Annotated in this window: 18 protein-coding genes and 1 pseudogene; 8 read left to right on the top strand and 11 right to left on the bottom strand. The window is 58.3% G+C overall.

All coding sequences use genetic code 11. The annotated features are described in order from the left end of the window. Positions 1–91: 91 nt before the first annotated feature. The gene (gene rimI / locus PMI32_RS21640) at positions 92–1186 is read right to left on the bottom strand and encodes a ribosomal protein S18-alanine N-acetyltransferase (protein ID WP_008026588.1); all 1095 of its coding nucleotides are present in this window, start codon (positions 1184–1186) and stop codon (positions 92–94) included. Between the two features lie 92 nt (positions 1187–1278). Here rimI and PMI32_RS21645 point away from each other — a divergent pair, with 92 nt between their 5' ends. Both PMI32_RS21645 and PMI32_RS21650 read left to right on the top strand, forming a co-directional pair. After that, positions 1279–2853, top strand: a complete 1575-nt coding sequence (locus PMI32_RS21645; protein WP_008026587.1) for a RimK family ATP-grasp domain-containing protein — start codon at positions 1279–1281, stop codon at positions 2851–2853. Positions 2854–2860: 7 nt separating this feature from the next. Next, positions 2861–3784: a magnesium transporter CorA family protein gene (locus PMI32_RS21650; protein WP_008026585.1), complete on the top strand. Its 924-nt coding sequence runs from the start codon at positions 2861–2863 to the stop codon at positions 3782–3784. A 114-nt stretch (positions 3785–3898) separates the two neighbouring features. Here PMI32_RS21650 and PMI32_RS21655 read toward each other — a convergent pair whose 3' ends face one another. Then, the gene (locus tag PMI32_RS21655; protein ID WP_008026584.1) at positions 3899–4234 is read right to left on the bottom strand and encodes a DUF2834 domain-containing protein; all 336 of its coding nucleotides are present in this window, start codon (positions 4232–4234) and stop codon (positions 3899–3901) included. A gap of 247 nt (positions 4235–4481) precedes the next feature. On the opposite strand from PMI32_RS21655, the pseudogene ilvA reads away from it, so the two are divergent. Beyond that, a pseudogene (ilvA, locus tag PMI32_RS21660) lies at positions 4482–5498 on the top strand (threonine ammonia-lyase, biosynthetic); the annotation flags it as partial. Positions 5499–5615: 117 nt separating this feature from the next. Here the strand turns inward: ilvA and eco are convergent. Next, positions 5616–6098, bottom strand: coding sequence for a serine protease inhibitor ecotin (eco, locus tag PMI32_RS21665; protein WP_008026580.1), 483 nt, complete (start codon positions 6096–6098; stop codon positions 5616–5618). Positions 6099–6402: 304 nt separating this feature from the next. Here eco and PMI32_RS21670 point away from each other — a divergent pair, with 304 nt between their 5' ends. Next, positions 6403–6672, top strand: a complete 270-nt coding sequence (locus PMI32_RS21670; RefSeq protein WP_008026579.1) for a DUF1652 domain-containing protein — start codon at positions 6403–6405, stop codon at positions 6670–6672. Positions 6673–6802: 130 nt separating this feature from the next. Here the strand turns inward: PMI32_RS21670 and PMI32_RS21675 are convergent, their stop codons facing one another. Then, positions 6803–7069 carry a DUF2790 domain-containing protein gene (locus PMI32_RS21675; protein ID WP_008026577.1) on the bottom strand — a complete coding sequence of 89 codons (267 nt, stop codon included), beginning with the start codon at positions 7067–7069 and terminating at the stop codon, positions 6803–6805. Positions 7070–7512: 443 nt separating this feature from the next. On the opposite strand from PMI32_RS21675, the gene PMI32_RS30585 reads away from it, so the two are divergent. The 3 genes from PMI32_RS30585 (at position 7513) to PMI32_RS21685 (ending at position 9738) form a co-directional block, all read left to right on the top strand. Further along, the gene (locus tag PMI32_RS30585) at positions 7513–8505 is read left to right on the top strand and encodes a polymorphic toxin type 44 domain-containing protein (RefSeq protein WP_008026576.1); all 993 of its coding nucleotides are present in this window, start codon (positions 7513–7515) and stop codon (positions 8503–8505) included. 3 nt (positions 8506–8508) lie between these two features. Then, on the top strand, positions 8509–8937 hold the full coding sequence (locus PMI32_RS30235) for a hypothetical protein (RefSeq protein ID WP_157214349.1): 429 nt from the start codon (positions 8509–8511) through the stop codon (positions 8935–8937). Between the two features lie 504 nt (positions 8938–9441). Further along, complete coding sequence (locus PMI32_RS21685) at positions 9442–9738, top strand: hypothetical protein (RefSeq protein WP_008026572.1); 297 nt, start codon at positions 9442–9444, stop codon at positions 9736–9738. A gap of 94 nt (positions 9739–9832) precedes the next feature. Here the strand turns inward: PMI32_RS21685 and PMI32_RS21690 are convergent, their stop codons facing one another. After that, entirely contained in the window at positions 9833–11809 is a 1977-nt protein-coding gene (locus PMI32_RS21690) for a type VI secretion system Vgr family protein (protein ID WP_008026569.1), read from the bottom strand. A gap of 372 nt (positions 11810–12181) precedes the next feature. On the opposite strand from PMI32_RS21690, the gene PMI32_RS21695 reads away from it, so the two are divergent. Next, positions 12182–13483 (top strand): OprD family porin, encoded by a 1302-nt coding sequence (locus PMI32_RS21695; protein WP_008026568.1) that lies wholly within the window; start codon positions 12182–12184, stop codon positions 13481–13483. A 122-nt stretch (positions 13484–13605) separates the two neighbouring features. On the opposite strand, the gene PMI32_RS21700 is transcribed toward PMI32_RS21695, so the two are convergent. The 6 genes from PMI32_RS21700 to PMI32_RS21725 form a co-directional block, all read right to left on the bottom strand. After that, entirely contained in the window at positions 13606–14550 is a 945-nt protein-coding gene (locus tag PMI32_RS21700) for a carbohydrate kinase family protein (protein ID WP_008026566.1), read from the bottom strand. Between the two features lie 13 nt (positions 14551–14563). Next, positions 14564–16060, bottom strand: coding sequence for a xylulokinase (gene xylB / locus PMI32_RS21705; protein ID WP_008026563.1), 1497 nt, complete (start codon positions 16058–16060; stop codon positions 14564–14566). Between the two features lie 157 nt (positions 16061–16217). Further along, entirely contained in the window at positions 16218–17690 is a 1473-nt protein-coding gene (locus PMI32_RS21710; RefSeq protein ID WP_008026561.1) for a mannitol dehydrogenase family protein, read from the bottom strand. 16 nt (positions 17691–17706) lie between these two features. After that, positions 17707–18810, bottom strand: coding sequence for an ABC transporter ATP-binding protein (locus PMI32_RS21715; RefSeq protein WP_008026558.1), 1104 nt, complete (start codon positions 18808–18810; stop codon positions 17707–17709). Between the two features lie 174 nt (positions 18811–18984). After that, positions 18985–19815, bottom strand: a complete 831-nt coding sequence (locus tag PMI32_RS21720) for a carbohydrate ABC transporter permease (protein ID WP_008026557.1) — start codon at positions 19813–19815, stop codon at positions 18985–18987. 10 nt (positions 19816–19825) lie between these two features. After that, the gene (locus PMI32_RS21725) at positions 19826–20752 is read right to left on the bottom strand and encodes a carbohydrate ABC transporter permease (protein ID WP_032828623.1); all 927 of its coding nucleotides are present in this window, start codon (positions 20750–20752) and stop codon (positions 19826–19828) included. Positions 20753–20832: the final 80 nt, after the last annotated feature.

Genomic DNA, 20832 nt, shown 5'->3' with positions numbered 1-20832 from the left:
GCTCGCGATGAGGCAATAACAATCGATATAGATGCTGACTGTCAGACCGCTATCGCGAGCAAGCTTGCTCCTACACGCTTCGCGGCTACATCTAGCGCTGATAAAGAATCACCGCCGCCCGCAACTTGCCGCGCCCGAAACTGCACATCTTTTCGAACTCCCCATGGCTGACCGGCAAATGCTGGCAATCCATGGGCTGACGATGCTGGCTATGGTCGACATCCGGGTCGTGCAGGTACACAAACTCTTCATCGCAATCGGTGACGATCACCCAGTGCGGCGACTTGGAACGGGTCAGCCGGTAACTGCTGATCAGCACCAGCGGCTGTCCGCCGTCGTTCAGTAACCTAGGCAGGTCCAGCGGACCACCGAGCACCTGTTCGACGTCAGTCGTTCCCAACTGAGCCATGAACTCCTCATGCACCAGGCGCATGACGTCTTTTTTATGCTCATTGCGCACGCCATCGAGAAACAACGGCCCGGCCATGCTCACTTGCAGGCGCACACGAAACCCGCGTCGCGCCGCCGCCAATGCCAGGCCTTGAGGGCTGCACCCGCCGTGGCCAGAGGTCATGAACACGGTGGTCGCCTCGCGCCAGATCTGCAGTTCTTCGCGGCGCTCCAGCACGCGACCGGTTTGCAGTGCGCCCATGGCCATCATCAGGCACGCGGGGCCGCAGGTGAAATCGGTGGTCTGGGCGTACCAGGGCACGTTGATATTGCGCGAGTCACGGTGCTGAAGGATGCGTTTTTCCAGGCGCAGCGCATCGGCATGGTCCTGGTAATAATCATGGATCAGCGCGAAGCGCCGGTAACCGTTGCGCTCATACAGGGCGATGGCGGCGGGGTTGTCGATACGCACTTCCAGCCGCAGGTACGCGCAGTCGTGTTCCAGGGCGCAGGCCTCGATGCGTTCCAGCAATTGCTTGCCGAGCCCACTGCCGCGTGCCTGTTCGGCGATGGCAATCGAGTAGAGCCGCGCCAGCGATGTGCCCCGGTGAAACAACACCACCGCGTAACCCAGCAATTGCTCGCCACGCTGGGCCACCAGCAGTCGTCCGTGAGCGCGGGTGATCATCCATTGAAAGCTGCGGCTGGTGAGCCGGTCCGTGGTGAAACATTGCTGTTCGAGTGCCAGCAACGCGGGTAAGTCTTCAACTACCGCCAAGCGAAAGACAGGATTCATATGACCGCCGTAAAAGTTGCGTAACGAAACGGGACTTTCGAAAAAGTTCGTGCTTAATAGGAAAGGTCTTGTTCTCCAACGGATCAATCACTATGTCAGCGGTACAAGGTCATTGGCGCGAAGTATCCGAGCAAAGTTTGCCGGCAGCAACTTATTTAAATGACACGGTTAGAACTTCAAGTCAGTTGATTATCATCGTCGAACGCAAGGAAGACTGGGCGTCCTATTTTCCCAGCGAAGACATTGTCACGGCTCAGGAATACCTTGAGCAGACCCGCGACAACGAGCAGGGCAAACGGGTCCAGGTGATCAACCTGTGCCGCAGCTACAAGTACCTGGGGCACGGTTATTACTGCTCGCTGCTGGCCGAGGCGCGGGGGCACAAGGTTATTCCATCGGTGCGCACCATCAGCGAACTGACGCGCAAAGCCTTGTACGGTCTGGCGCTAGATGACCTGGATAAAACCCTGGAAAAAGCCCTCAGTCATCACCTTTACAGTGATACCGAAGGTTTTACCCTGACCCTGTATTTTGGCAAGACACATATAGAGCCATTGCAGGACTTGGCGCGACAGTTGTTTGAAGTGTTTCCGTGTCCGATATTATTAGTTGAGTTTCGCCGAACTAATGGCTGGCACATCGAAGGGATAAAGTCTGGCGCCTTGCACAAGTTGCGCGAAGATCAGGAAGATCAGTTCGCCCACTCACTCGACACGTTCAGCCGCAAGATCTGGCGCGTGCCACGGTCGCGACGTCTGGCCCGTTATGACCTGGCGATCCTGCACGATCCGCAGGAAGCGTTGCCGCCGTCCAATCCCAAGGCACTGGAAAATTTCGTACGCGTGGGCAAGACCTTGGGTATCGACGTGGAGTTGATCGAGCGCAAGGACTACGCACGCATCGCCGAATACGACGGGCTGCTGATCCGCGAGACTACAAGCGTCGACAACCACACCTACCGTTTCGCGAAAAAAGCCGAGAGCGAAGGGCTGGTGGTGATGGATGACCCGGCATCGATCCTGCGTTGCACCAACAAGGTCTACCTGACCGACCTGCTCAACAGCCATCAATTGGGCATGCCCGCCACCGAAATTCTCTACAAGGAACGACCGGAAGACTTCGAACGGGTCGGCGAGCGCCTGGGTTTTCCGCTGGTGTTGAAGATTCCCGACGGCTGTTTCTCCCGTGGCGTGATCAAAGTCGAGAGCCAGCAAGCCTTGCTCGAAGCGACCGCCGAACTGTTCGAACACTCGGTGCTGTTGCTGGCTCAGGAGTTCTTCTACACCGAGTACGACTGGCGCATCGGCGTGCTCAACCGCAAACCGATCTTTGCCTGCCAGTACTTCATGTCCAAGGGCCATTGGCAGATCTACAACCACAAGGCCAAGGGGCAGGACATCAACGGCGAGTGCCGTACCCTGGCGGTGCACGAAGCACCGCGCGCCGTGGTGGAGCTGGCGGTGAAAACCGCGAACCTCATCGGCGACGGCCTCTACGGCGTCGACCTCAAGCAGTCCGGCGACAAGGTGGTGGTCATCGAGGTCAACGACAACCCGAACATGGACGCCGGCATCGAAGACGCGTATCTGCAGGACAATTTGTACTCGTTGGTGCTGGAAGAGTTCGTCCGTCGACTGGAACTCAAACGCCGCGGCCAGGCCTGGTGAACGGCCGATGATCAAGAGCTTTCAACTGACCCACGGCGTGCTGCATGCGGTCGAACGGCTGGACGCCGAAGTGATGCTGTTCAGCAACCCCGATGCGGCCGAGCGCGACTTGCTGCACAGCCATTTCAAACTCGATGAACACGCCCTGGCATCGGCGCTGGACCCCGATGAGGTATCGCGCATCGAGTTTCACCCCGACAACCTGTTCCTGATCTGGAAGCGCCCGGAGAATTACTCCGGTGCCGGCAGCCTGGCTTTTGAAGTGTCGTCCTGCGGCTTGCTGTTTTCTACCCAGCGTTTGTTGGTGATCGCCACCGACGACTCACCGCTGCATGGGCTCGGCACCCGGCAGAAACTGAACACGCCGCTGGATGTGTTGCTGGATCTGCTGTTCAACAACATCCATCACTACCTGGGCCACCTCAAGGTGATCAAGCTGGTTGCGCGGGAGTTGCAGCAGAAATTCAATGCGTCGATGCAGAACCAGCACCTCATCCAGATGTTCAACCTCAGTGAAAGCCTGATCTATTACATCAACGCGATACACAGCAACGGCGCGGTCCTGACCCGGCTGCGCAACCACGCGGAAAAGGAGCACTTCGGCGCCGAGGCCATCGGCCTGATCGACGACCTGATCATTGAAAACAACCAGTGCTACAAACAGGCGGAAATCTATTCCACGGTGTTCTCTGGGCTGATCGACGCCCGGGGCAACCTGATGAACAACAGCATGAACAACCTGCTGCGCAAACTGACGCTGATCAACGTGGTGTTCCTGCCGCTGAACCTGATTGCGAGCATCGGCGGCATGTCCGAGTTCAGCATGATGACGGCGGGTACGCCGTGGTGGGTGTCGTATCCATTGTTTTTGACGGCGATGATGCTAGGGGCGGGAGTGATGGTGATGGGGCTGCGGCGGTTGGCCAAATGATGTGGTGAATGTCAGGCCGCCATCGCCGGCAAGCCGGCTCCTACAGCGGCGCGCACCACTTGTAGGAGCCGGCTTGCCGGCGATGGCGGCCTCAATAACCCCAAACACTTCGGATCAGACTTCTTGCGTGGCACCCACGGACCTCTTCCGATCCTGCAACCCCCGAACCACGAGATACAACAACGGCCCAATCGACACAAAAATCGCGGTGAGCAATAGATAGGGAATGACGGACAATGCCGACTGCCCACGCTTGCGCGCATCGCTGTACATCCACACCCCGGCCAGCGTCGCCAGCAGATAAAGATCAATCACCACCTGCGCCGTATCAGGTCGCGACATCAGGCTGATGCCAAATTCGATCAACGATTGCTCCGCCTGGAGCATCACCGCAACGGTGTAGCCAGCGAAGGCGAGCAGGGCAATCAGGGGCAGGGCGACAGACTTCATGGTTTCCTTCCTTGGACGATGAGCAGAACAGCGAGCCTACACAGGCCGGGAAAATTTGGCCATTGACTTGCCTGTCATGCCCGGCTAATTTCCAGCCATGACTTCCACCGTATTGCGCTGCCAGCCAAGCATTATTACCGCCATTCCTTATTTGGCGGGCTAGCTCACGACTGCAGCACCCAACCCGCCCTAGAGGCGGGTTTTTACTTTCTGTCTCTTGGGTTCTGATCAACGTCAGGAGACGACCATGAACAGCACACCCGCCCAGCAGACCTTGCTTGAGCATTACGTCAAAAAGATCCTCGCCGCGCCGGTGTACGAACTGGCGGTACGCACGCCGTTGCAAGCCGCGTCGGCGCTGTCCGAAGCCCTGGGCAATCAGATCCTGTTGAAACGCGAAGACTTGCAGCCGACTTTTTCCTTCAAGATCCGTGGCGCCTACAACAAGTTGGTACAGCTCAGCGATGAGCAGAAGGCGCGCGGTGTGATCACCGCCTCGGCAGGCAACCATGCCCAGGGCGTGGCGCTGGCGGCGCGTGAATTGGGGATTGCCGCGACCATCGTCATGCCCGCCACAACGCCGGAATTGAAGGTGCTCGGAGTGCGCAGCCGCGGTGCCGATGCCGTGCTGCACGGGGAGAGTTTTCCGTTTGCCCTGGCGTACGCCTTGAACCTGGCAGAACAAACCGGCCGCACCTTCGTTTCGCCCTTCGACGACCCGGACGTGATCGCGGGGCAGGGCACCGTCGCCATGGAAATCCTCCGTCAGCACCAAGGGGCGCTCGACGCGATCTTCGTGCCCGTGGGCGGTGGCGGCCTGATCGCGGGCATCGCCGCGTACGTCAAATACCTGCGACCTGAAATCCGCATCATTGGCGTCGAGTCGGAACATTCCGCGTGTCTGCGCGCCGCCTTACAGGCCGGTGAGCGTGTTGTCCTGCCCAACGTCGGCACATTCGCCGATGGCGTCGCTGTCGCGCAGATCGGCGCTTATGGTTTCGAGGTGTGCCGGTTTTGCGTAGATGAGGTGCTGACCGTCAGCAATGACGAACTCTGCGCCGCGATCAAGAACATCTACGACGATACCCGCTCGATCACCGAACCTTCCGGTGCGTTGGCCGTTGCGGGCATCAAGAAATACGTGGCGCAGACTGGCGTGCGTGGTCAGACGCTGGTGGCCATCGACTCCGGCGCCAACATCAACTTCGACAGCTTGCGCCACGTCGCCGAGCGCGCCGCGCTGGGCGCCAATCGATCACCCGTTCCCCCCTGTGGGAGCGAGCCTGCTCGCGATGACGGTTGTACATTCAACACATCTGGTGGCTGAAAGTCCGCTATCGCGAGCAAGCTTGCTCCTACAGGTTTTGCATTGGGACGGGGATTATTCCTGAACAGCTTTTTCGACCGTGCTCGACGCCGACCAAATCCGATAGCGCACTTCAACGTCCTTGGGCACATACAGCACGATCGGCAGCTTGCTGTTGTAACGCAACCTGAAACCGTCACCGACCACCGGGACGAAGTCCTGTTTGCTTTTGCCATCCGGGCAGGCCATCAGCGTGCTCATCGGGCCGATCACTTTTTCGAGGCGGTAGAACGGGTAGCCCCAGCCTTCGAGGTTTTTCTCCTCGAGCATACCGCCCAGGCGTTGGCGATTGCAGTCAACGGTCAAGGTCTTACCGGCGAGAATTTCGACCTGGTAGTTGTCTTCAGCGGATTGCGGGGCGAGGTGAATGACCTGGCGGGTGAAGCCGTTTTCGGCTTTGGGAAACGGTGCAACGTCTTCGAGTTTCGCTGCGTGAACAACGGTCGATAGCCCGGCAACAATCAGGCCGACGGTAGTGATTCGGGTCAATGAACCCATGATGCCTCCTTGCGTGTGAGTAGGGTCAGCGGATGTTAAAGGGAGTGGCCGCATTTTTACTGCCATGGGCGGCCAATGCAAACCCGGACTCATCAGGTTGCAATTTGCAGGGGCGAGAACCTGCGTTCATGCAGACTGCATGAGTCCATTTACTTGAAGACACATTAAACCTTTGAATTACCGATGAGCTGCACGGCGAAATCCGGGGCATGTTTTATGCTTCATCTGGTCCTGAAGCTGGCCGCGAATGAGTTGAGTCGGCATTGATAGCTGATTGGCAATCTCACATAAGGAGAGGGTCGCCATGTTTCTTTCTGCCTTGGAACTTCGCAACATCATCGAAAGCAGTTTTCTGCCGAAACGTTGTCAATGCACGCTGACGCCCGACCTGTCGATGAGCATCAAGGTGTATGCCGACGGCCAGACCGATCAAGTGGATCTATTGGTTACGGGCATAGACGCCAGCACACTCAATGGCTGCCGGGAAATCAATGACCTGATCGCCGAGCTGCGCACCGAAATTCAGCATAGGGCAGCGCTGCAGACGCTGCATCCCGACCGGCAAGCGCTATAAGCCAATCCTGTAGGAGCAAGCTTGCTCGCGAAGGGCGTAAGCGATAACGCGTGTTTTCTGAATAAACGCATTATCCGAACGTTTTTCGCGAGCAAGCTCGCTCCTACAGAAAAGCATGAGTGTCGCGTTATCAATTCTGATAACTGCACGCATCCGACCATTTGCGATACGAGATCTCTGCGGGTTTGCCCGACGTATCGATGTACTTCATCTCAGCCGTAATGACTTTGCAGTCCAGCGTCGTAGGTTCGGTCAGCGCAACCACCTTGGCCACGTGCAGCGGCATCCCGTATTCGTAGGGCACGGCTTGTGAGGAAGTGGTGTCGTCGGCCTGGGCAAGCCCGGCAAACCCGGTGCAGGCGAGGGCAGCGGTAACCAGCAAAATGCGCGTATTCATGAGCAATCTCCGGTGCGGACGGAACGAGAGTTCGACGTAGTGAACGTCGAACCTGCCGCACTGGGCGTCAGAGGAACCTGAGGGCGTGCGGTCCAGTAAAGTTTTGGACCGCAGGGTTAAGCAATGGTTAACCCGGCTGAATGCCGCCTGTCGTAAGGGACGATTCTGTCAGGCGTTTCGTTGGGGTGAAAATCTTCGGTAGCTTCGGCTTCGTCCTACAAGAGTGGATGCTTTGTCGACTTTCGGCTGATGGGGCGTAGCAATTACTGTTTGGGCTCGCTGCAAAATCAGCGAACGGGGTTGGCTAGCTGATGCCACCACATACATGTGCGCCATTATTCGCTCGGTTAATGTTTAAAAAGGAGATGCTCCGTAAGTCTGGGAGGTCCCTATACGGGGCTGTGCTTTATATACGTTCATTCAGTTCAAAGGGAGTTTGAAGCATGACCGTAGAGCTCGGAACAACAGATATAGTAGGAAGGCGAGATGACTTTTCTCTGCTAACGACCCGCAACACTGCAATACGCGGTGGCCCTCTAATGCATGAAGACATACTTAGTCGTCTTGTCGTCGTCCGAAACAATGTAGGGCAATGGATTTCGGATAATAAGGCCAGGCTAGATCAGCAGCACGAAAAAAATATTGCCGCCATTGACTCGGATATAGATTTAGAAATCAAGGCGGAAGGTGGATTGAATGTGCAAATGGATTCAAACACTCCGAATCAAACGATAATTAAAGAGAAAAATATTGTTGTAAGACTTTATCTTGCGAAACAATCGGAAGCCGATGATAAATCAAAGCGCTCGAAATCTTTATTTGGAGGTTATGATGTTCTCGCTTCCGACAGTAAAATTGCCGGGAGTTTTATACAGAGCAGCTTAGCGAGAGTCTATGTCAAAAAAGACCTGCTCGTTGACTGGGCCAACAGCTATGAAGCTGCGAGACTGGCTCAGGTGTACTCGGAAATAGCTCGTCGCTTGAAAGAAAAAGAGCAGTTTTTGGCAAGCATTGAAGAAGCTCAAGCCGCGCAAATAGCTCAGGCGGAAAATCAGCTAATGACTGCAAAAGAACTGGTTGAGCTCAAGCAGTATCCTGTTGCACCGCCGGAGGTTTCTATAGACCAAAATCTGCAGGAATCCAAGGAGCAGAACGAATATTTTAGCACCGGCGGTTCTGCGTTTCTGTTTAGCTGGTTTTATAAAAAAGTCCGAAATGGAGGTGATTGGGATTACAAACAACATGGTCGTCAGTATGAAAGTTTTGGTAACTTTAACTATGGTGCTGTTGGTACAGCGGCAGGCATTTCAGAGGGGATACTTTTGAGGGCTGCTGGAGCAGCACAGTCTGTAGCAGGAACCTCGGAGTCAGCATTTGACAAATGGTGGTCGGAATCGCCTTTTGGCGACGATCCTGTTGATCAAGTATGGATATAGAGTATGCAAAGTCGAAAGGGTACTAAATGGCGTATTTGGGGGCTTCTGATTATATGTCTTGGTCAGGCGCTATATATATATGTGTCTGCTCCAAGCAGGCCGGAACCTGCCAATGTTGTCTCAGTCACGAAAGTCGGTGAAGGCGGGGCTGTATATGAAATCTCTTATGATTCAGGGGGCGCTACTGTTCCGTATATTTATCGGTACTTTCTCATGGATCTTCAGCGTACTGACGAGGACGCTCTTGAAAAATCCAAGAAGACAACACCATTTCTTGTCACAAAAGGTACTGAGGCTGTTCGTGGGGTTTCAGGCGATAGGGTTAAACTAAAGTGCGAAGAAACCATATACGATTTCCACAACACTGCGTATTTTAAGGTCGATGGCGAACTCAATATCGTAAAATTTGATCTGGAGTCTACCGTTCCATAGATGTATCGGCGCGAATACACCGGCCTGGGTCGGTGTTTTTTTGCTCCACAGAACTGCCCAATCTTCTACTTTCAGAAGGCTGATCTCTTTCCCGCCATCGCCCGGTCGGGCATCGATTTCCCGGCTGAACGCTGCCTGTCGTGAGGGGCGATTCCGTAAGGCGTTTCGTTGGGGTGAAAATCTTCGGTAGCTTCGGCTTCGTCCTACAAGGACAGATGCTTTGTCGACTTTCGGCTGATGAGGCATAGAGATTACTGTTTGGGCTCGCTGCAAAATCAGCGAACAGGTTTGGTCACCTGAATAATTAAACAGTGCATACAAGTGTGACATCATTCGCTTTGCGGACATCTCTGTTCGCATGGCGCAATGCTGTGGCGGCTGTGTGCAGGACGCCTTCGGGCGAGCTGAGTTACTGTTCTCAGTTGACCAAACCTGTACACGGTCCGCCTCCCATCGTTTGGTCACGGTGCTGGCGGTTACTTCAAAACAGGCGAGTAACTAACTATGACAACGATTAATCCGTTCCCCGAACGTCACCGTTCAATCAAAAGCAGCGTCACCGAAACATCTCCTCTGGTCATCGACACCGAAGCCAACCCCCAAGACATCCTCGAAGCCGCCCTCCAGCGCATCCGCGCCTCCAGCGAGCTACTTGAAACACTCCACCTCCAATGTTTCAAGGACGGCGACGTGCAGGACATCCCCCACATCACGCATGCCCTTTACCTGCTGACGCAGGACGGTTGCGATTTGCTCAAGGTTGCTCAGCAACGGATGCTGGGCTGGAAGGCACCAGCCTGACGTTTGATCTGTACTGACAAATCCAGCGCCCGTAGGCGCTGGTTTTTTTATGGGGACGACGCAACTTGAATGGCTTGTTGCGGCTTTAAAGTTGTCAGTGAACCGTCTTCGCTTGCACCACATTCCCCGCACGATCCTGATCGGCAGGCGTCGGCACCACCGGCGGCAACTGAGCAATCCCCGTGCCCGCACCCGGCGCACCACCCGAGTTCGCCTTCACCTCAGCCCCACTAATCGTCACCCCCCCCGCATCGACCTTGACGAAACTCCCGCCAGCCTTCGCCGTCAGTTCCATCCCGCCTTCAACCACCACTTTATTACCCGCGTGGTAGTGAATCTCCTCACCAGCCTCAACAAACTGCGCCGTCCCGACCTTCACGTGCTGGGTTACGCCCACCGTAAGGTGGTCATCCGCCCGCGCTTCAGTCTTGCGATCCAGATGCGTAATCCGGTGCTCCTCAACCTTGAACTCGCTAAACACCTTCGCCTCGACCGTGTCATGCCGCTCATTGCCGATGCGGATTTTCTGGTCGTGTTCGATGTTTTCGTCCCAGTCGCGCTGGGCATGCAGGTAGATCTGTTCCGCGCCTTTTTTGTCTTCGATGCGGAACTCGTTGTAGCCCTTGCCGCCCGATGAGCTGAGGGTCTTGAAGGTGCTGCGGGTTTTGTTCGCCGGCAGGTCGTAGGGGACGACGTTTTCCTTGTGGTACAGGCAGCCGGTGACCAGCGGTTGGTCGGGGTCGCCTTCGAGGAAGGTGACGAGCACTTCCATGCCGACACGCGGGATGGCGATGCCGCCGTAGGCGCTGCCGGCCCAGCCGGTGGCGACGCGCAGCCAGCAACTGGTGTTGTCGTTGGCCTGGCCGTCGCGGTCCCAGTGGAATTGCACTTTGACGCGGCCGTACTCGTCGCAGTGGATTTCCGAGCCGGGCGGGCCGGTGACGATGGCGGTCTGGCTGCCGAGGACTTGCGGTTTCGGGTGTTCGAGGGCAGGGCGGTAGTGCGCGTCCCACGGCGTGGCGAGGAAGCGGTTGCGGTAGCCCTGGTGGAAATCGTCTTTGTTGTGGGTGACGTCGCTGGTGACGTTGGCGCCGAGCACTTGCGGTTGCTTGCCTTCGTGGACCACTTCCAGCAGTAGCCAGAGGTCGTTCCATTCGGCGCGCGGGTGTTCGCTCAGGGCCATGAAGTGACCGCTGACCAGCGTCGGCTGGTCGCCTTTGCCTTCCGCGAGTTTGTAGTCGCTGCGGTGGCGTTCGAGGGCGCGGGTGGCCAGTTGCTTGCCACGGGCACGGTCGGTGAAACGGCCGGGGTAGTCGTAGTCTTCGAGGTCCGGAGCGAACGCACTGGAAGCGGCGCCTTCAGGCAGGATGCGCGGTTTTTCGAAGTCGTAATCGCGGCGGCTGACGCGGCTGGTACGGGTTTCCAAGCGCAGGTTGAAGCGCTTGATCACCGGTTTCTCGGCGGCCATGCCCGAGTCTTGCTGATAGGCCACGGGCGCGAGTTTGCGGAACACCGTCTGGTCATCGCCGAACACCAGTTTGTGGCCGCTGCTGCTGTGCTGGAAGTGGAAGTGAATGCCTTCTTCTTCGCACAGGCGCTGGATGAAATGCAGGTCGGATTCGTCGTACTGCACGCAGTAGACGCGCTCCGGATAGATCGCGCCGAGCTGGAAGTCATAGGCGTCGGCCAGAATGCCGCGGGCCTCAAGGACCTGGGCGATGATCTTCGGCACCGTCAAATGCTGGAAAATCTGCTGGTCATGGTTGTGGCGCAGGTAGGCCAGTTGCGGCACCAGGCTGATGCTGTAGCGGGTCAGGCTTTTGCCGGAGTCGCCTTGCTCGATGCGATAGACCAGGCCGTGAATGATGCCTTCGCCGGTGGCGCCGAAGGTCAGGCAGCCGGGCTTGTGCAGCAACTCTTCGAGTTTCAGGTCGGGGCGCGCGCTGACCAGTTCGATGTCAAAACAGAAGGGCTGATTGAGGGCTTCGCGACCGACGAAACTGAGTACCTGAAGGTCAGCGGAAACGCCTTCCAGCGTGAGGGAAATATGGATTGCGTTTGCGTCCAGCATGCCTTGAATTCCGTCCTTTGGATAAGCAGGAGCGGATGGTGCAGGATTAAACCGCCTCGTTCAAGGCGCAAATGCCGTAGATGAGGGCGTGCCCCGGCATCGGGAAAACCCCTAATGGCACGGTTTCGACCAATAAACACGGGGGCTCTTTGCCTGCGGGCTCATCGATCAATTGCCCCCCGCTGGTCAGCGCCGTGCCAGAACAGGGAGTCATTTTCCGACTAAAGTCGTCTGTAGCAGGTAAAAGCCTTCTGCCATCATTGCCGCTCACCCCCGTGTGTCGCCTTCATCCTGGCCAGTTCCTGGTCCGGGGCGAAGCTATTTTCTGGCTTATTGCGCCTTGCGCAAACGCTGCACTGTTGGAGCTTTTTCATGCGTCCCCCTTTTCAACTCATCACCGCGCGCCAGTCACTTGGCTTCGGCGCTTTAGTCCTGTGCGCCGGTTTTACCGTCCAGGCTCAGGCGAGCGGTTTTCTCGATGACACCACGGCGAAGATCGAATCGCGCACGGTGTATTTCAACCGTGACTTTCGTGATGGTCATACGTCCACCGAACAGGGCGCGTCCAAGCGCGAAGAGTCGGCGCAGGGCTTCATTCTCAATCTGCAATCGGGTTACACCGAAGGCACCGTCGGCTTCGGTATCGATGCGCTGGGCATGCTCGGGTTCAAACTCGATTCCAGCGCCGACAGCAGCAACAGCGGCTTGCTGCCATCGTCGGGTGAAAACCCGCGTGGCTCGAAAGACCAGTACGCCAAACTCGGCCTGACCGCCAAGGTGCGCGTCTCCGATAGCGTATTGAAGTACGGCGCGCTGCTGCCGGACGTGCCGCTGCTCAAGTACAACGACGGGCGTTTGCTGCCGACCATGTTCAACGGCGCGCAGCTCACCTCTAAAGAGATCAAGGACCTGACGTTCATGGCCGCGCGCCTTGACCAGTACACCGCCCGGGACTCGACCGATGCCCAGGACATCCGCGTGCACTGCAAGAACAAGCGCTACGCCTGCAACGTCACGGCCGATCACTTCGACATGTATGGCTTCGACTACAAGATCAATGAGCGCCTGACTGCGCAGTATCACTACGCCGAGCTGGAAGACATCTATCGCCAGCACTTCGTGGGTTTGCTGGCCAGTCAGCCGCTGGGTGAGGGCGTGCTCAAGGCTGATCTGCGCGTGCTCAAGAGTGCCGACAGCGGCGCCGAGCGTGCCGGCTCCATCGACAACCGCGCACTGAGCGGCATGCTCGCGTACGCCATCAGCGGCCACACCTTCAGTGCCGGTTTGCAGCGCATGAACGGCGACAACTCGATGCCGTACCTGGATGGCACCAATCCGTACCTGGTGAACTACGTGCAGGTCAATGACTTCGCCGCCGCGCAGGAGCGTTCGTGGCAACTGCGTTATGACTATGACTTCAAGTCGATTGGTATCAACGGCCTGAGTTTCCTGACCCGTTACGTGAACGGCGACCACATCAAAGTGCTTGGCAGCGATCAGGAAGGGAAGGAGTGGGAGCGCGACAGCGAGCTCAAGTACGTGGTGCAAAGCGGGACGTTCAAGGATGTCAGCCTGCGGCTGCGTAATGCGACATACCGGACCAACTACGAGAAGTTTGCGCGGGATGTGGATGAGACGCGGTTGATCATCAGCTACAACTTTTCAGTCTTGTAGCGCCTGACAGGCCGCCATCGCGAGCAGGCTCGCTCCCACAATGGATCTTTAGTGAACATGGATCTTGTGTTCGGCATTGAGCCAATGTGGGAGCGAGCCTGCTCGCGATGGGGCCCTTACATTCAGCGAAGATCCAACTGCTGCCGATACGGCAAATCCGGCCCGGTCTTGCTGCACGTCAACGCCGCTGCCCGTACTGCAAACTTCAACATCCCGTCGATCTGCTCGCGCGCCAGCGATTGCACGCCCTCGACCGAATCCAGTTGCTGCTCGGTCAGCCAGGTAATCAACGCCGCCTGGAACGTATCGCCAGCGCCCACGGTGTCGGAAATCTTCACCGGACAGGCCGGCACCGACCACGAACCGTGATTGCGGCTAAACACCGTCGCACCTTCGCCGCCACGGGTCAGGAACACCACCTGACAGCGATGCTGCAACCAGCCTTCAATCACCCGCTGCGGATCCTGCCCTGGATACAACAGGCTCAGGTCCTCATCGCTGACTTTGATCAAGTCGGCCAGCTCCACCAGCGTCGCAACCCGTGAACGCCACAGCTCGATGTTCGGTTCAGGATTGAGCCGCACGTTCGGATCAAGGCTGATCAGGCGCTTGCCACTTTCCCGCTGCACCAGGGCGAGCAACGTGTCGGCAATCGGCTGCACCACCAGCGAGAACGAGCCAATGTGCAAGCCGCGCACCTCTGGCCCCAGTTCCGGCAAATGCTCCGGTTTCAACTGCCGATCCGCGCAACCTTCACCACGGAAACTGTACTGCGGTGAACCATTGGCGCCGACCGCGACCATCGCCAGGGTGGTCGGTGCAGCGAAATCCACCAGGTAATCCGGGCGTACGCCTTCATCTTGCAGCACCTGCTGCAAACGCCGGCCCAGGTAGTCGGTCGACAACCCGGCAAACAGCGCCGCGTCCACGCCTAAACGGCGCAAACCCACCGCCACGTTGAAGGGCGAGCCGCCGGCAATCGCCTTGAAATTCACTTTTGAAGCCAGGCCGCTGGCGTCGTCTTCACTGAAGAAATCGAACAGCGCTTCGCCACACACCAGATACATAGTTGTTCACTCTTTAAAGGGTTGCGACATGCTGTTGATAGCGTTCATAGGCCTGCTGACAGGCCGTTACATTCTCTGCAATCGGCAGGGTTTCGCTCGCCGGATCGAGCTTCACGCAGCGCTCGCACAAGTCCGCGAGGCTGTCTTCGTGGCCGTTTTCCCAGGATTTGCACCATGCCGCCTGAATCGCCGCGCCGAGGGCGGCGGCTTCGCTTTGTTCGGTGCAGATCACCTTGGTGTTCATGATGTCGGCGACAATCTGGCGCCACACCGGGCTTTTCGAGCCGCCGCCGATCAGGCAGATGGTGCGGCTTTGTAAGCCATTCTGGCGCAGCAGGTCCAGCCCATAACGCAAACCGAAGGTCGTGCCTTCGACCACGGCGCGGCACAAATTGGCTGGCGTCAGATTGGTCATGGTCAAGCCCAGCAAGCTGCCGGTGGCGTGGGGCAGGGCGGGGACGCGCTCGCCGTTGAGAAACGGCAGCATGCTCACACCTTCGGCGCCGATCGGTGCTTGCGCGACGAGGGCGTTGAACTGCTCGATATCCAGCTCGAACAGATCGCGAATCACCCCGGTGGCATTGGTCAGGTTCATGGTGCAGATCAGCGGCAACCAGCCACCGCTGGAGGAACAGAACGTCGCGACCGATGCGTCAGCGCTGACGGTCGGTTGATCGGCATAGGCGTACACCGTGCCCGAGGAACCGAGGCTCATGGTGATCGCGCCGGGCCGGATGTTGCCGGTGCCGATGGCGCCCATCATGTTGTCGCCACCGCCGCTGGACACTAGCGCCTTGGGGTTGATGCCCAGGTGCTCGGCGATGCCCGGCAGGATCGTGCCGACCGCTTGATGGGCGTCGATCAGCTCCGGCAGCGCCGCTTGCAAACGACCGCTGGGATCAATGTCGCGCAGCAGCTGCAAGTCCCACTGGCGGGTGCGCACGTTGAAATAACCGGTGCCGGAGGCATCGCCGTATTCGCTGCAACTGCGGCCGGTCAGCCAGTAGTTGAGGTAGTCGTGGGGCAGCAGGATGCGCGCGATCCGCGCAAAAACCTCCGGGTGCTGTTCTTTGGTCCAGAGCAGTTTTGAAACGGTGTAGCCCGGTGCAATGACCACGCCGAGGCGTTCGAGCGAGCCTTTTTCACCGCCAATGTGCGCCAGCAGACGGTCGTTCTCCGGAGTGGATTCGGTGTCGCACCAGAGCTTGGCGGGGCGCAGTACCTGGCCTTGATCGTCGAGCAGGACCAGGCCGTGTTGCTGACCGGAAACACCGATGCCGAGGATGTCCTGACCGTCGACGTTTGCCGCGATCAGCGCACGACGCGTGGCTGAAGTGAATGCTTCCAGCCATTGCGAGGTGTCCTGCTCGCGACGGCCATTGGCGCCGCTGATCAACGTGTGCGCGGCGGCGCCTTGGCCGAGGGCCTGACCGTTGTGGGCATCGAGGATGATGACCTTGGTGCCTTGGGTGCCGCAGTCGATGCCGAGGAATAGATGTTGGTTTGGCATGGTAAATCCTTGGTGTGTCAGGTCTCTCTCGGTGAAGCTATCGCGAGCAGGCTCGCTCCCACAGGGGATCTTTAGTGGACGCGGATTTTGTGTACGACACCGATCCAATGTGGGAGCGAGCCTGCTCGCGATGACGGCGGTGATGTCACCGCCGCTTTTACGCCAACACCCGCTCCAACGTCCGCGAAACCCCAACTTCGCGCAAACTGTTGCAGCACCACTCAAACGCCGCGACAAACTCCAGCGAATGCGCAATCGCCGTACCAAAAATCTCCTCCACCCCCAGCAGCCGCTGGGTCATCAACGCATCATCGGCCACCAGCGCCTGACAAAACGCCGCCCGAGGATCCGGAATGGCGTAGGTATCACCATTCTCGTCCACACCCTTCAAATACAACGCCCAAGCCGCCACCACCAGCGCCGCACGCTTGGTCTCCCGGCCATCGGCAATCAAGCGGTTGATGGTCGGAATGGTGAACTTGGGAAACTTCGACGAACCGTCCGAGCACACACGCTCCAGCTGATCGGCAATCGCCTGATTGGAAAAGCGCTCCACCAGGGTGTTCTTGTAATCAGTCAGATCAATCCCCGGCACGGACGACAGTTGCGGCGTCACGTCCAGGTCCATGTAGGCGCGCATGTAACGCACAAACAGCGGGTCGTTCATGGTCTCGTGAACGAAACGGTAACCCTTCAAAAACCCCAGGTACGTCAGCGCCAGGTGACTGCCGTTGAGCAGTTTGATTTTCATCTCTTCGTACGGCGTGACGTCGTCGGTGAACTGCACGCCGACCTTTTCCCAGTCCGGGCGACCGTTGACGAACTTGTCCTCCAGTACCCACTGCACAAACGGTTCGCAGACCACCGGCCAGGCATCGTCGACAGCGTGTTTGTCGGCCAGTTGCAGGCGATGTTCGGTGCTGGTCATCGGCGTGATGCGGTCGACCATCGCATTCGGAAAACTGACGTTTTCGGCGATCCAGTCGTGCAGGTCTGCATCGCGCAGCGCGGCGAAGGCCAGCAACGCTTTGCGGGTGACTGCGCCGTTGTGCGGCAGGTTATCGCAGGACATCAAGGTGAACGCCGGCGTGCCGGCAGCGCGGCGTTTGGCCAACGCGGCGCAGAGAAAACCGAACACGGTTTTCGGCGAATCCGGGTGCGCGAGGTCGTGCTGGATCTGCGGCAGGTGCGACATGAATTCGCCGTTGCTGTCGTCGATGCAGTAACCGCCCTCGGTGATGGTCAGCGAGACGATGCGGATCTCGGGACTCGACAGTTTGTCGATCAACACTTGCGCGCCGTCCTCGGCCAGCAGCATGTCGCGGATTGCGCCGATGACCCGGACTTCGGTGTCATCGGTGTCGCCGAGTTCAAACAGGGTGAACAGGTAATCCTGCTCCTTCAGGTCGTCCCGGGCGCGGCGGTCTTCGGCGCGCAGGCCGACGCCGCATATTGCCCAGTCCAGGCCTTCGCCAGTGTTCATCAAGGCGTCGGTGTAATACGCCTGATGGGCGCGGTGGAAGCCGCCGACGCCAATGTGCGCGATGCCTTGGCGGGCGTCGCTCAGGGCGTAGGCGGGCAGGACCACTTCGGGTGAGAGGTGGTGCAGGTTCTGTTTATTCAGTTTCATCACACGCTCTCTGAAATCAGGCCGCTGCGCGCAACGGGCGGGTCAGCGCCACGCCGTCGGCATCGAATAAATGGCAGTGTTCGGCGTCCAGGTGCAGGCTCAGCGCCTCGCCATAACGGCTGGCCAGATCGCCGCGAACCCGCATGGTCAGCGCTTCACCGGACGAGGTCCGGACGTGGCAGAAGGTGTCGCTGCCCAGTCGTTCGCTGACGTCGGCGGTGACCTGCAAGGTGCAGTCGCCGGTTCGTGCCAGTTCCAGATGTTCCGGGCGAATGCCCAGCGTCACCGCGCCACCGACGCTCAGGCTGGCGCCGCTCAGCGGCAACGTGATGCGGGTGCCGGCATCGAGCGCCACTTCGCAGCTTTGGCTGTCGACACGGGTGACTTTGCCCTTGAGAAAGCCCATCTTCGGTGTGCCGAGAAAGCCTGCGACAAACAGGTTGGCCGGCTGGTGATACAGGTCCAGCGGCGAGCCGACCTGCTCGATCTTGCCGCCATTGAGCACGACGACTTTGTCGGCCATGGTCATGGCTTCCACCTGGTCGTGGGTCACGTAGATCATCGTCGCTTGCAGTTCTTTGTGCAGGCGCAACAGTTCCAGACGCATCTGTACGCGCAGCGCCGCGTCGAGGTTGGACAGCGGTTCGTCGAACAGGAAAATTTTCGGGTTGCGCACGATGGCGCGGCCGATGGCCACGCGTTGACGCTGGCCGCCCGACAGTTGCTTCGGCTTGCGCTCCAGCATCGGTCCGAGCTCAAGGATGCGCGCCGCCTCGCCGACTTTCTTCTCTACTTCGGCTTTCGGTACGCCGGCCAGATCAAGGGCAAACGACATGTTTTTGCGCACGCTCATGTGCGGGTACAGGGCGTAGGTCTGGAACACCATCGCCAGGTCACGCTTGGCCGGGCTGACTTCGGTGATGTCGCGGCCATCAAGTTCGATGCTGCCGCCGCTGACTTCTTCGAGGCCTGCGATCAGGCGCAGCAGGGTGGACTTGCCGCAGCCGGACGGGCCGACGAAGACCACGAATTCCTTGTCGTTCACTTCCAGGTCGATGCCTTTGATGATGGAAAAGCCTTCGAAGCCTTTTTGCAGATTCTTGATTTTCAGGTTGGCCATGGTGATGGGCCTCCGCTTGTTTTTATTCAGTTGAACCGAACGGGCTTTTTTGTAGGAGCCGGCTTGCCGGCGATGAGGCCCTGAAATTTTGCATCGCTTTTGAGGCCGTCATCGCCAGCAAGCTGGCTCCTACAGGGGATCGTGTCAGGCCGGAAATTCGTATCAGGCGTCGTTTCATTTCACCGCGCCAAACGACAGGCCGCGGACCAGTTGTTTCTGGCTGATCCAGCCGAAGATCAGGATCGGCGCGCAGGCCAGGGTCGACACCGCCGACAACTTGGCCCAGAACAACCCCTCGGGGCTTGAGTACGAAGCGATCAACGCGGTCAGTGGCGCGGCTTTCGACGAGGTCAGGTTCAGCGACCAGAAGGCTTCGTTCCAGCACAGGATCAGCGACAGCAACACCGTGGAAGCCAGACCGCCCTTGGCGATCGGCAGCAACACGCGAACCATTTCCTGCCACAGCGTGGCGCCGTCCAGACGCGCGGCTTCGAGGATGTCTTTGGGGATGTCCTTGAAGTAGGTGTAAATCATCCAGACCACGATGGGCAGGTTGATCAGCGTGTAGATCACGATCAGTGCGATGCGCGTGTCGAGCAGGCCAAAGCTCTTGGCCAGCAGGTAGATCGGCATCAGCACGCCCACCGGCGGCAGCATCTTGGTGGAGAGCATCCACAGCAGCGTGCCTTTGGTGCGCTGGGTTTCGTAGAACGCCATCGAGTAGGCCGCCGGCACCGCGATCAACAGGCACAACGCCGTGGCGCTGAAGGAAATCACCACCGAGTTCCAGGCAAAACTGAAGTAATCGCTGCGCTCGTTGATGTGCAGGTAGTTCTCCAGCGTCGGTGTGAAGATGAATTGCGGCGGCGTGGCGAACGCATCGATTTCGGTTTTGAAACTGGTCAGCACCATCCAGAAAATCGGGAAGAAGATCAGGATCGCGATGGCCCAGGCCAGCGTGCCGAGCAGCACACTTTGCAGACGACGGGATTGTTGAAGGGTCATGGCGCGGGCCTCAGGCTTTGTCTGTCAGGTTTTTGCCGATCATGCGTACCAGCACGATGGCCGCGATGTTGGCGATCACCACCGCAATCAAACCGCCGGCGGACGCCATGCCGACGTCGAACTGCACCAGCGCCTGGTTGTAGATCAGGTAGGCGAGGTTGGTCGAGGCGTAGCCGGGGCCGCCGTTGGTGGTGGTGAAGATTTCGGCGAACACCGAGAGCAGGAAGATCGTTTCGATCATCACCACGACGGCAATCGGTCGTGCCAGGTGCGGCAGGGTCAGGTGCCAGAAGATCGCAATCGGCCCTGCACCGTCGAGGCGCGCAGCTTCTTTCTGTTCCTGGTCGAGGGACTGCATGGCGGTCATCAGGATCAGGATCGCGAAGGGCAGCCATTGCCAGGACACAATGATGATGATCGACAGCAGCGGGTAGTGCGCCAGCCAGTCCACCGGTTGCGCGCCGAACAGTTTCCAGACGTAGGCGAGAATCCCCGACACCGGGTGGAAAATCAGGTTCTTCCAGATCAGCGCACCGACGGTGGGCATGATGAAAAACGGCGAGATCAGCATCACCCGCACGACGCCGCGACCGAGAAAATCACTGGCCTCCAGCAACGCACTGATCAACACCCCGAGCACCACACTGATAAGCAATACGCTACCGACCAGCAACAAGGTGTTGGTGGCGCCGGGCATGAACCCGGAATCGGTCAGGAAGTAGGTGAAGTTCTCAAGCCCCACGAACTCGTTCTCGCCCGGGTTGAGCAGGTTGTAGCGGATCATCGAGAAGTAAACAGTCATGCCCAGCGGCACGATCATCCACAGCAGCAGCAAGGCCACCGAGGGGCTGACCAGAAACCAGCCGGGGTTGGCCAACCGGCTTTTACGCACCGGCTGGGGAATGTCCATGTGAGCTTTGGCAGTTGAAATATTCATGGCGTTAAAACCGAGTCGTACAGACCTGAGAAGATCCCATGTGGGAGCGGGCTTGCTCGCGAAAGCGGTGTGTCAGTCAA

Origin of the sequence: Pseudomonas sp. GM60, from assembly GCF_000282415.1 — a bacterium.
In the GTDB taxonomy this organism is placed as follows: Bacteria; Pseudomonadota; Gammaproteobacteria; order Pseudomonadales; family Pseudomonadaceae; genus Aquipseudomonas; species Aquipseudomonas migulae.
The sequence above is the reverse complement of the archived record's forward strand: the minus strand, read 5'-3'. Positions and strand labels throughout refer to the sequence as shown.

Excerpts from the sequence above, each read along its gene's own strand:
- rimI (WP_008026588.1), bottom strand. The coding sequence starts at position 1,186 with ATGAATCCTGTCTTTCGCTTGGCGGTAGTTGAAGACTTACCCGCGTTG.
- PMI32_RS21645 (WP_008026587.1), top strand. The coding sequence starts at position 1,279 with ATGTCAGCGGTACAAGGTCATTGGCGCGAAGTATCCGAGCAAAGTTTG.
- PMI32_RS21650 (WP_008026585.1), top strand. The coding sequence starts at position 2,861 with ATGATCAAGAGCTTTCAACTGACCCACGGCGTGCTGCATGCGGTCGAA.
- PMI32_RS21655 (WP_008026584.1), bottom strand. The coding sequence starts at position 4,234 with ATGAAGTCTGTCGCCCTGCCCCTGATTGCCCTGCTCGCCTTCGCTGGC.
- eco (WP_008026580.1), bottom strand. The coding sequence starts at position 6,098 with ATGGGTTCATTGACCCGAATCACTACCGTCGGCCTGATTGTTGCCGGG.
- PMI32_RS21670 (WP_008026579.1), top strand. The coding sequence starts at position 6,403 with ATGTTTCTTTCTGCCTTGGAACTTCGCAACATCATCGAAAGCAGTTTT.
- PMI32_RS21675 (WP_008026577.1), bottom strand. The coding sequence starts at position 7,069 with ATGAATACGCGCATTTTGCTGGTTACCGCTGCCCTCGCCTGCACCGGG.
- PMI32_RS30585 (WP_008026576.1), top strand. The coding sequence starts at position 7,513 with ATGACCGTAGAGCTCGGAACAACAGATATAGTAGGAAGGCGAGATGAC.
- PMI32_RS30235 (WP_157214349.1), top strand. The coding sequence starts at position 8,509 with ATGCAAAGTCGAAAGGGTACTAAATGGCGTATTTGGGGGCTTCTGATT.
- PMI32_RS21685 (WP_008026572.1), top strand. The coding sequence starts at position 9,442 with ATGACAACGATTAATCCGTTCCCCGAACGTCACCGTTCAATCAAAAGC.
- PMI32_RS21690 (WP_008026569.1), bottom strand. The coding sequence starts at position 11,809 with ATGCTGGACGCAAACGCAATCCATATTTCCCTCACGCTGGAAGGCGTT.
- PMI32_RS21695 (WP_008026568.1), top strand. The coding sequence starts at position 12,182 with ATGCGTCCCCCTTTTCAACTCATCACCGCGCGCCAGTCACTTGGCTTC.
- PMI32_RS21700 (WP_008026566.1), bottom strand. The coding sequence starts at position 14,550 with ATGTATCTGGTGTGTGGCGAAGCGCTGTTCGATTTCTTCAGTGAAGAC.
- xylB (WP_008026563.1), bottom strand. The coding sequence starts at position 16,060 with ATGCCAAACCAACATCTATTCCTCGGCATCGACTGCGGCACCCAAGGC.
- PMI32_RS21710 (WP_008026561.1), bottom strand. The coding sequence starts at position 17,690 with ATGAAACTGAATAAACAGAACCTGCACCACCTCTCACCCGAAGTGGTC.
- PMI32_RS21715 (WP_008026558.1), bottom strand. The coding sequence starts at position 18,810 with ATGGCCAACCTGAAAATCAAGAATCTGCAAAAAGGCTTCGAAGGCTTT.
- PMI32_RS21720 (WP_008026557.1), bottom strand. The coding sequence starts at position 19,815 with ATGACCCTTCAACAATCCCGTCGTCTGCAAAGTGTGCTGCTCGGCACG.
- PMI32_RS21725 (WP_032828623.1), bottom strand. The coding sequence starts at position 20,752 with ATGAATATTTCAACTGCCAAAGCTCACATGGACATTCCCCAGCCGGTG.